This is a genomic window from Microbulbifer sp. SH-1, assembly GCF_011326135.1.
GTDB lineage: Bacteria > Pseudomonadota > Gammaproteobacteria > Pseudomonadales > Cellvibrionaceae > Microbulbifer > Microbulbifer harenosus.
On record NZ_CP046948.1, the window covers coordinates 1,833,554 to 1,846,218 of the forward strand.

Here is a 12,665-nt window from a genome sequence, read left to right on the forward strand (position 1 = left end):
GCGTTCAACGCGCCCGCTTCAGCAGCAGCCAGCCAATCATAAAACTGGCGAGAATCGGTACCAGCACCGCAATAAACGGCGGGAATCCGAACACCACTGACGACGGCCCGAGCATGTCCTGCAGGGTCTGGAACACAATCCCTACAATCACCCCGGTGAACACCCGCAGGCCAGTGGTTACTTCCCGCAGCGGGCCAAAAATAAACGAGATCGCCATCATCACCAGCCCCGCAATGGTCAGCGGCTGCAGCACCTTTTTCCAGAACGCCAGCCAGTAGCGCGCGGAATCCTCACCCTTGCGGTCGAGGAACTTGCCATAGGACCACAGATTGCGCGGTGACAGATCCGACGGCATTGGTACTACCAGCGAAAACAGATCCGGCGACAAATCCGATTCCCATACCGACCTCGCCTCCCGGCTGCTACTGGCACGCTCCGGCGTCAGGCTGGTCTGGCGACTGTTCTGCAGCTCCCAGCGGCCGCCCTCGTAATACCCGCGCTCGGAGAACACCACCTGCTGCAATTGGCGGTCTTCATCAAACCGGTAGCGGGTGATGCCAAACAGGGTGCCGCCGGGCAGCGCCGCATTGAAGTGTACGAACTCTCCGTTCTCGTTAAACCACAAACCCTGCCCCAAGCCCGCACTCTCCAGTTCCCCCTGGGCAATGGCGCGGCGGCTCTCCGCGGTCTGGTTGGTGACCGGTACCACCAGCTCCGCCAACACCAGGCCGAGTATGATCAATACCATGACCGGCTTCATCACCGCCCACGCAATGCGCGCGATGGATACCCCGGAGGCCCGCATTACGGTGAGCTCGCTGGTTCCAGCGAGTGTGCCGAGCCCAACCATACAACCCACCAGCGCGGAAAAACCCAGCTGGCTGTATACGCGCTCTGGCAGCGTCCACAACACGTATTCCAGCAGGTTGGCGAACTGATAGTCCCCTCCCAATTCACCCAGTTCATCCACAATGGCGGAAATAACGTCCAGGCCAAGGATGACCATCAACACCGCGAGAATCGCCAGGGTGACGGTGCGGGCGATATAGCGATCAAGCAGGGACATTGGCACCTCCATTTCCACCCTTCGCACCACCACCACTCGCTATATTCCTGCGCCGACGGGGCTTGCGGTTGCGCCCGCCCAATAGCAGCAGACCAAGAATCAGGAACGGCGGGTGCACCAGCCAAATGGCCCACGCGTGCTCGATCTTGCCGTCTTCGATAGCGCCGCGTACCCCCTGCAGCGCGACCAGATAAACGATATACAGCAGCACCGCCGGGATCATCTTGGCATAGCGCCCCTGACGCGGATTGGTGCGGCTGAGCGGCACAGCGAGAACCGCCACCACCAGCACCAGCACTGGCAAACTGAAGCGCCAGTGGAGGTTCACGCGCTCGCGAGCGTCTTGACTCTTCCACAATGCCGCGGTGGACATGGACTGCAGCTGCTCGCTGGCCTTGGTGCGCAGACGCGGCACCTCCAACAGTACCTCATAACTGGAAAACGCCATCTGTCGGTAATCGCTCTGGCCGGGAATGCCCTCGTAGCGGTAACCGTCGCGCAATACCAGATAGCGCAGCCCAGTCTCCGGGTCTATCCGCTGCACACCCTCTCGCGCGACAGTGACGATCTGGTGATCCGTCTCGGTTTCACCGCGGGAGTTACCCAGCTCGGCGAGAAACACATCGTGCATGGTGGATTTGTCGTCGCTCAGGGAATCCGCGTAGTACACCGCGCGGTCGCCCTCGGTGCCGACAAATTTCTTCGGCACCAGATGGTCGAATTCATTGCGCGTCTTGTCGGCAGTCAGCAGGTGAGAGGTGCGCTCGATACCCGTAGGCGTCAGGTACAGGCTCATGGTCGCGACAAAAGCCGCCACCATCAGCGCCGGCACCATGGTGTAGCGCAACAGTTGCCGCTCGCTGAAACCGCAGGCGTGCAGTACCGTCATTTCGCTTTCAATATAGAGGCGCCCGTAGGCCAGCAGGATACCGACGAAAAACCCGAGCGGAATCACCAGCTCGAGAAAGCCAGGCAAACGAAAGCCCATCAGGGCAAACAGGATGCTCGCGGAAAGATCGCCGGCAGCCGCCTCGGCCAGATATTTGACAAAACGGCCGCTCATCACCATCAGCAGCAGGACCGCGCTGACAGCCAGGGTTGCACCGAGCAGCTCGCGGCAGAGGTAGCGGAAAATTATCACTGAACGAACAGCTTCCCTGATTGCACTTATTGAAAGAAATGGCGAAATGGATTCGAGAATCCTAAGACTGGACACTCAGGTGACGGATAGGACACCCGATCAAGCAATCCGATCCGTCCCGGGTTAAACTTGCGGTGCGCATTATCACCAAAAAGCCCGGTCATGTCTCGACCTGGTACGGCCCGGTGCCAACGTATCCCGCCCGAGCGAACGCCATCAGGAGTCTGGCTCCCATCGCCGGAATCCGCCAGCGCGGCATGGGGATCACCGGCGCTCCCGTGTGGCCGCACCCCGATGCACCGAGACGACAAGTACCCGGCTCAAAGCACATAGAACATCAAGGAACCATTTCATGCAGTTTATCGCCAAGGTCACCGACATCAGCAAACAGCGCAGCGCCTGCGTCATTCTCGCCGTCGACGATAAAGACCAGCTCACACAGAGCGGCAGCGACCTCGACAAAGCGAGTCACGGCAGCCTCGGCACCCTGCTGAAACGCGGCGACCTGGGCAAAGCCGCCGGCAGTACCCAACTGGTGTCCCTGCTGGAAGGCGCTGCCGAGCGAGTACTGCTGGTGCGCACCGGCAAGGCCCCGGTATCCCAAACGGAGTTCCGCAAGCTTGCCAACGCCAGTGCCAAGGCCGTCACCGGGCTCAAAGACGCCACCAGCTACCTCATTGAAGTTTCGGTGCGCGATGCGGATATCGAATGGCAGGCGCAGCAACTGGCACTGGCCGCAGGCCTCGCCGGTTACAAATTCACCCGCTTCCACAGCGAGGCAAAACCCCATCCACTTGCCAAATTCACCCTGCACGCGGCCGATAAAAAACAGCTGAGCGCCGTGCAGAAAGGCACCGATCTCGGCAGCGCCCAGGCCCTCGGCAGCAACATCGCCCGCGAACTCGGCAACCTGCCCGGCAACCTGTGCACCCCTACCTACCTTGCCAGTGAAGCGAAGGCGCTGGCGAAAAAACACCCGAAGCTCACCACTACGGTGCTCGATAACAAAAAGATGGAATCCCTGGGCATGGGCGCCTTCATGAGCGTTGCCAAGGGCAGCGACGAGCCGGCGGCGATGATTGCGATGCAATACAAGGGCGGAAAAACCGGTGACAAGCCCATCGTGCTCGTGGGCAAGGGCATCACCTTCGACACCGGCGGCATCAGCATCAAGCCGGGCCTGCAGATGGATGAGATGAAGTTCGACATGTGCGGCGCGGCGAGCGTGTTTGGGGTGATGAACGCCCTGGTGGAAATGAACGCCCCGGTGAATGTTGTGGGCGTGGTTGCCGCCGCCGAAAACATGCCCAGTGGCCGCGCCAGCAAGCCCGGTGACATCGTCACCTCCATGAGCGGCAAGACCATCGAGATCCTCAACACCGATGCCGAGGGCCGCCTGGTGCTATGCGACGCCCTGACCTGGGTGGGCAAGTTCAAGCCGAGCGTGGTGATCGACATCGCCACCCTCACCGGCGCCTGCGTCATTGCCCTGGGCAACCACGCCACCGGCCTCTACGCCAATCAGGACCAGCTGGCGCATGACCTGATCGCCGCCGGCGAAACTACCGGCGACCGCGCCTGGCGCATGCCGCTGTGGGAGGAATACCAGTCTGCTCTCAGCTCCAACTTTGCCGATATGCAGAACATTGGCGGCCGCGAAGCCGGCTCCGTAACCGCCGCCTGCTTCCTGGCGCGTTTCGCCGAGGAATACAATTGGGCGCACCTGGACATCGCCGGCAGCGCCTGGACATCCGGTGCCGCCAAAGGCGCGACCGGCCGCCCGGTGCCGCTGTTGCTGCAGTACATCCTGAACAATAAGTAATCCGATAAGTACTGATTGCTACGTAGTCATTAACTCGATGCGAAGGTGGAGGTGGCGGGGACGATTTGCGAGACCGTACGCGGCCTGGATGGCCGCGTCCGAGCCCCCATGGATGGGTTCACGGCGTGTCTCGCAAATCGTCACCGTCACCTCCGCCGCCACAGCCTCAGCTACGAAGCACGAAACAATTCCGGTGGCGGCGCCGCTACCGGGAACAGTCTTGCGAGACACGCCGTGAACCCATCCATGGGGGCTCTTCCGCGAGGTCCCTCTCGCGGAAGGTCTCGCAAGACTGTTCCCGCTATCGCCGCCTTCTCGATTAGTCCGCCACTTCGAATAAATACATGACTCGAATAGATTTCTACGTCCTGGCCTCTGAGAATCCTGGTGAAATCCAGACCTTCGCCTGCCGTCTTGCGGAAAAAGCCTTCCGCAGTGGACTGCATGTGCTAATCGCCGTGGACAACGCTGAGCAGGCACAAGAGCTGGACGACCTGCTGTGGACCTACCGGGAAGACAGCTTCCTGCCCCACGCCCAGCAGAACAAAGACCAGCAGACCGCCATCGAAATCAACAGTGGCGAAGACCCCGGCCAACACCACGGCCTGCTCATCAACCTCAGCAGCGACATCCCCGCCTGGTTCAGCCGCTTCGAGCGCCTCGCCGAAATCGTCTGCCAGCACCCGGAATCCCTCACCCGCTCCAGAACGCGATACAGTCACTTTCGCGACAGGGGATATCCGTTACAATCCCACAACATCACCAACTGATAAAACCCGAACCTGAATCCATGTCCGGTCGCAAAAAGAACAGAAGACCCCAACACGGCCAGCCGCCCCATGAACTCCTCCGGGAACTCAACTCCCTGCGGGAGCTGCTGGGCAGTGACATGGAAGCCGACATCCCGCTGCTGGACCAGGTGGCCGACGCGTCCGCCACTCAAAAAGCCAGCACCGTCCAACACCACAACACCTCTTCGCGCGCACCAATCAAGGTCCCCGGCCAAACGCCACTGCCACCCCAGCGCCCGCTGACCGAACAGGATTTGCCAATCCTGTTCTCCCCGGTCGACGAAGAGCCACTGGACGAGTTCGACGATTACACATCGGCGCTGAGCGAGGCGGACCTCGAACTGCTCCGCCCGCTGCGGGATCTGCCGCCCCGGGCGCCTGAGCGCAGCGAATCCGGCCGGCGGGAGCCCCACCAGTATGCTGCCGCCCCACAAGAGGCGAAAAGCAACAGCCAAGGCGCCGAGCGGCGAACGCCCACGGACAACCCGAAAGAGTCAGTGAAGGACCAAGCGCAGCCAGCGGAGACACCTCAGGGTGAACACCAGCCCGGGCTGTTCGAGACGGAACAGGAGGAAGCGCCGGCGGGTGCCGGGCTCGCCGAATCTGCCCCCGCGGTACCGGCAGTAAAACCGATGGCGACAACCGCGCAAACGACAGTCCCGACAGCCACACAGACACCATTGAGCTCCAAGGTCAGCACAGCCACCATGACAGAAAACCCTTTTCTGCCACCTCACATTCGCGCGCGGTTAACCGGCGGCAGGATTCCGCGCCCGGAGCCAATGCCGGTGGTGCAGCCGGCTGCGCCGACTAAAACAGAGGTAGCGCAGACCAGTCACCGCACATTGTCTGACGACGAGCGCGCGCGCTTGCTGGAACAGCTGGTAGCGGAGCAACTGCCGGAGCTGGAGCGGCATCTGCGCCTCGGCATCGGCATGATGCTCGACGAGCTCTACCCGAAAAAATCCTGACAGTGTCCGGCCGGTCGGCCGGCCTTTTGCCCCCGGTGGCCCCAGCGGTATAATTCCGCCCCTTTTTATTTATTCACTGCCGCCGGCGTTCCAACGGCCGGGCGGCCAGCCCATACAACGCAAGGCACTCCCCCGCGCATGGACAAGACATACCAGCCCAACGCCATCGAACAACAGTGGTACAAAACCTGGGAAGAGAACGGCTACTTCAAGCCCTCCGGCGACACCGCCGCCGATCCCTACTGCATCATGATCCCGCCGCCGAACGTCACCGGCAGCCTGCATATGGGCCACGGCTTCCAGGAATCCATCATGGACGCCCTGATCCGCTACCACCGCATGAAGGGCGACAACACCCTGTGGCAGGTGGGCACCGATCACGCCGGTATCGCCACCCAGATGGTGGTGGAGCGCTTGCTCGCCGCGGAAGGCAAGAATCGCCACGAGCTGGGCCGCGACAAGTTCATCGAAAAGGTGTGGGAGTGGAAGGAAGAGTCCGGCGGCAACATCACCCGCCAGCTGCGTCGCCTCGGCGCCAGTCCGGACTGGTCCCGCGAGCGCTTCACCATGGACGACGGCTTCTACAAGGCGGTGCAGGAAGTCTTCATCCGCCTGTACGAAGACGACCTGATCTACCGCGGCAAGCGCCTGGTGAACTGGGACCCGAAACTGCACACCGCAATTTCCGACCTGGAAGTGCTGAACGAGGAAGAACAGGGCCACCTGTGGCACTTCCGCTACCCGCTCGCCGATGGCAGCGGCCACCTCGTGGTCGCCACTACACGCCCGGAAACCATGCTCGGCGATACCGCGGTGGCGGTGCACCCGGAAGACGAGCGCTACAAGCACCTGATCGGCAAAACCATCAAGCTGCCGCTGGCCGAGCGCGAAATCCCGATCATCGGCGACGACTACGTCGACCGCGAATTCGGCACCGGCTGTGTGAAGATCACCCCGGCGCACGACTTCAACGACTACGAAATGGGCCAGCGCCACAACCTCGAGATGATCAACATCCTCGACGCCGACGCCAACCTGAATGACAACGTGCCGGAGAAATACCGCGGCATGGAGCGCTTTGCCGCGCGCAAACAGGTGGTCGACGACCTCGACGCACTCGGCCTGCTGGAAAAAGTCGACCCGCATACCTTGAAGGTACCGCGCGGCGACCGCTCCGGTGTCGTCATCGAGCCGTGGCTCACCGACCAGTGGTATGTCCGCACCCAGCCGCTGGCGGAAGAAGCCATCAAGGTGGTGGAAGACGGCCGCGTCAATTTCGTACCGAAGAACTACGAGAACATGTACTTCTCCTGGATGCGCGACATCCAGGACTGGTGTATCTCCCGCCAGCTGTGGTGGGGCCACCGCATCCCGGCCTGGTACGACAACGACGGCAAGGTCTACGTCGGCCGCTCTGAAGAAGAGGTGCGCGCGAAGCACAACCTGGGCGACATCGAACTGCGCCAGGACGACGACGTGCTCGACACCTGGTTCTCCTCCGGCCTGTGGACCTTCGGCACCCTCGGCTGGCCGGAAGAAACCCCGGAGCTGGCGGCATTCCACCCGACGTCCGTGCTGGTCACCGGCTTCGACATCATTTTCTTCTGGGTCGCGCGCATGATGATGCTGACCCTGTACTTCAAGAAGGAAGTGCCGTTCCACACTGTGTATGTGCACGGCCTGGTGCGCGACAGCCACGGCCAGAAGATGTCCAAGTCCAAGGGCAACGTGCTCGACCCCATCGACCTGATCGATGGTATCGATCTCGAGAGCCTAGTGCAGAAACGCACATCCGGCATGATGCAGCCGCACCTGCGCGAGAAGATCGAGAAGCAGACCCGCAAGGAATTCCCCGAAGGCCTCGCCGCCTACGGCACCGACGCCCTGCGCTACACCTACTACTCGCTGGCTTCCACCGGCCGCGACATCAAGTTCGACGTGGGCCGCATCGAGGGTTTCCGCAATTTCTGCAACAAGATCTGGAACGCATCCCGCTATGTACTGCAGAACTGCGACGGCTACGACTGCGGTCAGGACGGCAGTGAAGACTTCGAACTCTCCATCGCCGACCGCTGGATCATCTCCCTGCTGCAGCGCACCGAAATCGCGGTGAAGGAAGCCATCGACAGTTACCGTTTCGACCTGGCATCCCAGGCGCTGTATGACTTTGTGTGGGGCGAATACTGCAGCTGGTACCTGGAACTGTCCAAGCCGGTACTGTGGGACGACAACGCCTCCGACGCGGTGAAGAAAGGCACCCGCCGCACCCTGATCCGCGTGCTGGAAACCACCCTGCGCCTGGCGCACCCACTGATGCCGTTTATCACCGAGGAAATCTGGCAGCGTGTGAAAGATCTCGCGGGCCAGGCCGGCGACACCATCATGCTGCAGCCTTACCCCGTTGCGAACGAACACCGCATCGACGAGAACGCGGAAGCGGCAATCGCCTGGTTGAAGGGCGTGATCGAGGGTGTGCGCAATATCCGCGGTGAAATGAACATTTCCCCGGCGATCAACATTCCGCTGATTCTGCGCAACGTTTCTGCGGCCGACCAACAATTGCTGGAACAGACCCGCACACTGCTGATCAAGCTGGCAAAGCTCGAGTCGATCGATTCTCTGCCAGCCGGTGCCGAAGCGCCCGCTTCCTCTACCGCGCTGGTGGGCGAGCTGGAGCTGCTGGTGCCGATGGCCGGGTTGATCGACGTGGAAGCGGAATCCGCGCGTGTCCTGAAAGAGCTGGACAAGCTCGACAAGGAACTCGCCCGCATTGCCGGCAAACTGCAGAACCCGAACTTCGTCGACAAGGCGCCGGAAGACGTCGTGGCCAAGGAAAAAGCCAGACAGGCGGAAATGGAAAGTGCCCGGGCTCGATTTGCTGAGCAACTGGAGTCTCTCAAAAACCTCTGATGGGCTAGCCGCCTCCGGAGCTTATTCTTTTTAAGGTGGACCTGTGGCGGCAAAGCACCGGGGATCGGTTTTCAGAACCGCCATGAATACTTCCCTGTAGGCTGCGTCGGCGCCGTCCATGGCGCCGACGCTTCTGAAAACCGATCCCCGGCACTTTACCTTCGCATCACGTTCATAGCTTCGTAAGCCGAAATGGCGCCCAGAAATGGGCGCCTTTTTTGTTTAATTTCGAAGTGCAAAGTTCCAACGCGAAGGGCCGGCGCTGGGTGGGGCATTTCGGAAGCGTCGCAAACAGGGACGTTTGCGACGCAGCTTACAGGGATGTATTCATAGCGGTTCCGAAATGCCCCACCCAGTGCCGGACCGCCACCGGACCCGCTTAAAGACCTCAACCCAAAATACGCCCCACAGCCAGCGAACTACACTACGGAGACTCAATCAACCTCCTCACCATCTCCATGCCACTTCAAAGCGTGTCAAATTACTGGCCACAACTTGTTTATGCCCTGGCCGTATTGGGACTGATCGCCCTGATGCTCGGCCTGTCCCACACCCTCGGCCAAAAGCGCCGCGATCCCGCCACCCACGAACCCTATGAATCCGGCATCGTACCCACTGGCGACGCGCATATTCGTATCTCCGTCGGCTACTACCTCGTCGCCATCATGTTCGTCATATTCGACCTCGAAGCAGTGTATTTATTTGCCTGGGCCATCTGTGTGCGCCAAGCCGGTTTGCCGGGACTCGTCGAGGCGTCTATTTTCATTGGAGTACTTCTTGTCGGATTGATCTATATCTGGCGCCTCGGTGCTCTCGACTGGGGCCCACATCGCCAGAATCCGCCTGACAGACAAAAGAAATAATCGACCTCTCCAGGTTTACACCACAACGCGGAGCGCGCAACGGCGCGAACAGCAATCATGCGATGGCAGCTCACCCGCGCCGGTTACCCAGCGGACCGTGACAATCTCATAGCAACAGACAGCCACAGTAAAAGCGACGCCTTCGACGAAGACATTCGCAAAAATGTACTGCTCACCAGGCTGCAAGACATGGTCGCGTGGGGGCGCGCAAACTCGCTGTGGCCATTCAATTTCGGGCTGTCCTGCTGCTATGTGGAAATGGCCACCGCGTTTACCAGTCGCCACGACCTCGCGCGCTTCGGCTCCGAAGTCATTCGCGCAACCCCGCGACAGGCCGACCTGATTGTTATTTCCGGCACTGTGTTCATCAAAATGGCGCCGGTGATCCAGCGTTTATATGAGCAGATGGTGGAACCGCGCTGGGTTATTTCCATGGGCTCCTGCGCCAACTCCGGTGGCATGTATGATATCTACAGCGTGGTGCAGGGCGTGGACCGGTTTCTGCCGGTGGACGTGTATGTGCCGGGTTGCCCGCCGCGCCCGGAAGCGCTGATGCAGGGCCTGATGCTGCTGCAAAAATCCATTGCCAGCGAGCGCCGGGCGCTGAGCTGGCTGGTGGACGAACACGGCGCGCAGGAAGTACCCCGAAAACCGCTCAATACCCTGGGCAAACCCAGCCAGCGGGATCTGCACCGCGAAACGCGCATGGCAGCGGACAAGCTTCGCGCGCCGGACGACGTGTGAGTTGCCCATGATCGGGGTGCGGGCAAAAAGCCGGTTTCCAGCGAGCGCCTATCGCGACGCGGCCGTAGCATTTATGCAAGACCTGGCCAGGGAAAGCGACACCCGGCCCGAGCTCGCCTATTGGCTGCAGCCGGATACGCCGGATATGCCCACGCTGTGGATTGGCGAAGCACAGCTGCTGGAATTTCTGCGATGGCTGAAACACGGAATCAACCGGCCTTTCGCCATGCTCTACGATCTCAGCGCCATCGATGAGCGCATGCGCCTTGTGCGCGGCGAGCGCGAAGCGGCGCAGCCGGCGAGTGATTTTACCGTCGTCTATCACCTGCTCTCGTTTGAGCGCGACCTGTTCATTCGCGTCAAAGTCCCGCTGTCAGAATCCGACCTGCGGTTGCCGTCCATCACGCCACTGTGGCCCGCCGCCAACTGGTATGAGCGCGAGGTGTGGGACCTGTTCGGCATCGACTTCGCCGGCCACCCCCACCTTACGCGCATCATGATGCCGCAGACCTGGCAAGGGCATCCGCTGCGCAAGGATCATCACGCCCGCGCCACCGAAGTGGACCCGTTCAGCCTGTCTCCGCACAAGCAACAGGTCGAGCAGGAAGCGCTGCGCTTCAGGCCCGAAGACTGGGGCATGGCCCGCGCCAGCGAGGAAAGTGAATTCCTGTTTCTCAATCTCGGCCCCAACCACCCCAGTGTGCACGGTGTGTTCCGTGTGGCACTGCAGTTAGATGGGGAGCGCATTGTGGATGCGGTGCCGGATATCGGCTACCACCACCGCGGCGCGGAAAAAATGGCGGAGCGTCAGGCGTGGCATAGCTATCTGCCCTACACCGATCGCATCGACTACCTCGGCGGGGTGATGAACAATCTGCCGTATGTGCTCGCGCTGGAACAGCTGGCGGGCATTGACGTGCCCGAGCGCGCGCAGACTGTGCGCATCATGCTGTGCGAATTTTTCCGCATTGCCAGCCATCTGGTGTTCTACGGCACCTTCGCCCAGGACCTAGGGCAGATGTCACCGGTGTTTTACATGTTCGAAGACCGGGAAAAACTGTTCGGTGTAATTGAGGCCATCACCGGCGGGCGCATGCATCCGTCCTGGTTCCGCATTGGCGGCCTGGCGCAGGACCTGCCCAACGGCTGGGAGCAGCGGGTGCGCGCCTTTATCGACTACCTGCCCGCCCGCCTGCAGGAATACGAGGGCATGGTGCTGCGCAACGCCATTGTCAGGAAGCGCTGCCGCGGCATCGGTGTTTACGATACGGCGGCGGCGCTGGAATGGGGCGTAACAGGCCCGGGGCTTCGCGCCACCGGACTGGCGTGGGATCTGCGCAAGCGCCGGCCCTACAGCGGCTATGAAAATTTCGAGTTCGACATTCCCGCCTTCGACGGCGGCGACAGCTACGACCGTTGCCGCGTGCGCGTGGAGGAAATGCACCAGAGCCTGCGCATTATCCGCCAGTGCCTGCAGCACATGCCCGCCGGCGATTACAAATCGGATCACCCGCTCACCACACCGCCGCGCAAGGCGCGCACCATGGAGGATATCGAGACGTTGATCCAGCATTTTCTCAACAACAGCTGGGGCCCGGTGATGCCCGCCGGTGAGTGCTGCGTACCCGTCGAAGCGACCAAGGGCCTGAACAGCTATCAGATCATCAGTGATGGCAACACCACTGCCTACCGCAACCGCATTCGCACGCCCTCGTTCCCGCACCTGCAGATGATTCCACAAATGTGCCGCGATCTCAGCGTGTCGGACCTGATTGCCATCATTGCCAGTATCGACTTCGTCATGGCCGACGTGGACCGCTGAGGAGATGACCTTGGAACGGATTACCCCCGAACTCAGTACCGAAGAAATCCGCGATATCGACGCCGAGGCCGGGCACTACCCGCACAAAAGTGCGGTGCTACTGGAAGCGTTGCGCATCGTCCAGCAACACCGGGGCTGGGTTTCCGACGGCAGCCTGCAGGCACTGGCAAGCTACCTCAAATGCCCCATCGCGGAGCTGGAAGCGCTGGCCACCTACTACCAGTTGATATTCCGCGAGCCGGTGGGAAAGCACGTGATCTACTGCTGCAACAGCGTCAGCTGCTGGATGCTAGGCGGCGACAGACTGCAAGCACATTTGCAGAACCGGCTGCAGATTTCCCCCGGCGAAACCAGCCGCGACGGATTGTTTACCCTGCTGGAAACCCCGTGCCTGGGCGACTGCGACAGGGCGCCGGTGATGATGGTGGGCAGGGAGATGTATCGGCAACTGTCCCGGGAAACCCTGGACGCAATGCTCAGTGAATTGCGCGCGCGCGATGGACAACAACCCATGTCCGACCACCGGGAACAGTAA

Annotated in this window: 10 protein-coding genes; 8 read left to right on the forward strand and 2 right to left on the reverse strand. The window is 61.1% G+C overall.

The annotated features are described in order from the left end of the window. Positions 1 to 4 precede the first annotated feature (4 nt). A complete protein-coding gene (gene lptG, locus GNX18_RS07955; protein WP_166216864.1) occupies positions 5 to 1,066 on the reverse strand; it encodes an LPS export ABC transporter permease LptG in 1,062 nt (353 codons plus the stop codon). Then, positions 1,053 to 2,207, reverse strand: a complete 1,155-nt coding sequence (lptF, locus tag GNX18_RS07960; protein ID WP_138234093.1) for an LPS export ABC transporter permease LptF — start codon at positions 2,205 to 2,207, stop codon at positions 1,053 to 1,055. The genes lptG and lptF overlap by 14 nt, the downstream gene beginning before the upstream one ends. 352 nt (positions 2,208 to 2,559) lie before the next feature. On the opposite strand from lptF, the gene GNX18_RS07965 reads away from it, so the two are divergent. The 8 genes from GNX18_RS07965 to nuoE all read left to right on the forward strand — a co-directional run bounded on the left by GNX18_RS07965 (position 2,560) and on the right by nuoE (position 12,665). After that, positions 2,560 to 4,029: a leucyl aminopeptidase gene (locus tag GNX18_RS07965; protein ID WP_166216867.1), complete on the forward strand. Its 1,470-nt coding sequence runs from the start codon at positions 2,560 to 2,562 to the stop codon at positions 4,027 to 4,029. 344 nt (positions 4,030 to 4,373) lie between these two features. Continuing rightward, positions 4,374 to 4,799 carry a DNA polymerase III subunit chi gene (locus tag GNX18_RS07970; protein ID WP_166216870.1) on the forward strand — a complete coding sequence of 142 codons (426 nt, stop codon included), beginning with the start codon at positions 4,374 to 4,376 and terminating at the stop codon, positions 4,797 to 4,799. 20 nt (positions 4,800 to 4,819) lie between these two features. Then, positions 4,820 to 5,791 (forward strand): hypothetical protein, encoded by a 972-nt coding sequence (locus GNX18_RS07975; protein ID WP_166216873.1) that lies wholly within the window; start codon positions 4,820 to 4,822, stop codon positions 5,789 to 5,791. 138 nt (positions 5,792 to 5,929) lie between these two features. Next, complete coding sequence (locus GNX18_RS07980; RefSeq protein ID WP_166216876.1) at positions 5,930 to 8,701, forward strand: valine--tRNA ligase; 2,772 nt, start codon at positions 5,930 to 5,932, stop codon at positions 8,699 to 8,701. A gap of 458 nt (positions 8,702 to 9,159) precedes the next feature. After that, positions 9,160 to 9,564, forward strand: a complete 405-nt coding sequence (locus GNX18_RS07985; RefSeq protein WP_166216879.1) for an NADH-quinone oxidoreductase subunit A — start codon at positions 9,160 to 9,162, stop codon at positions 9,562 to 9,564. A 57-nt stretch (positions 9,565 to 9,621) separates the two neighbouring features. After that, positions 9,622 to 10,308, forward strand: a complete 687-nt coding sequence (locus GNX18_RS07990; protein WP_166216882.1) for an NADH-quinone oxidoreductase subunit B family protein — start codon at positions 9,622 to 9,624, stop codon at positions 10,306 to 10,308. A gap of 73 nt (positions 10,309 to 10,381) precedes the next feature. After that, a complete protein-coding gene (gene nuoC / locus GNX18_RS07995; RefSeq protein ID WP_240914298.1) occupies positions 10,382 to 12,130 on the forward strand; it encodes an NADH-quinone oxidoreductase subunit C/D in 1,749 nt (582 codons plus the stop codon). 4 nt (positions 12,131 to 12,134) lie between these two features. Then, the gene (gene nuoE / locus GNX18_RS08000) at positions 12,135 to 12,665 is read left to right on the forward strand and encodes an NADH-quinone oxidoreductase subunit NuoE (protein ID WP_166216885.1); all 531 of its coding nucleotides are present in this window, start codon (positions 12,135 to 12,137) and stop codon (positions 12,663 to 12,665) included.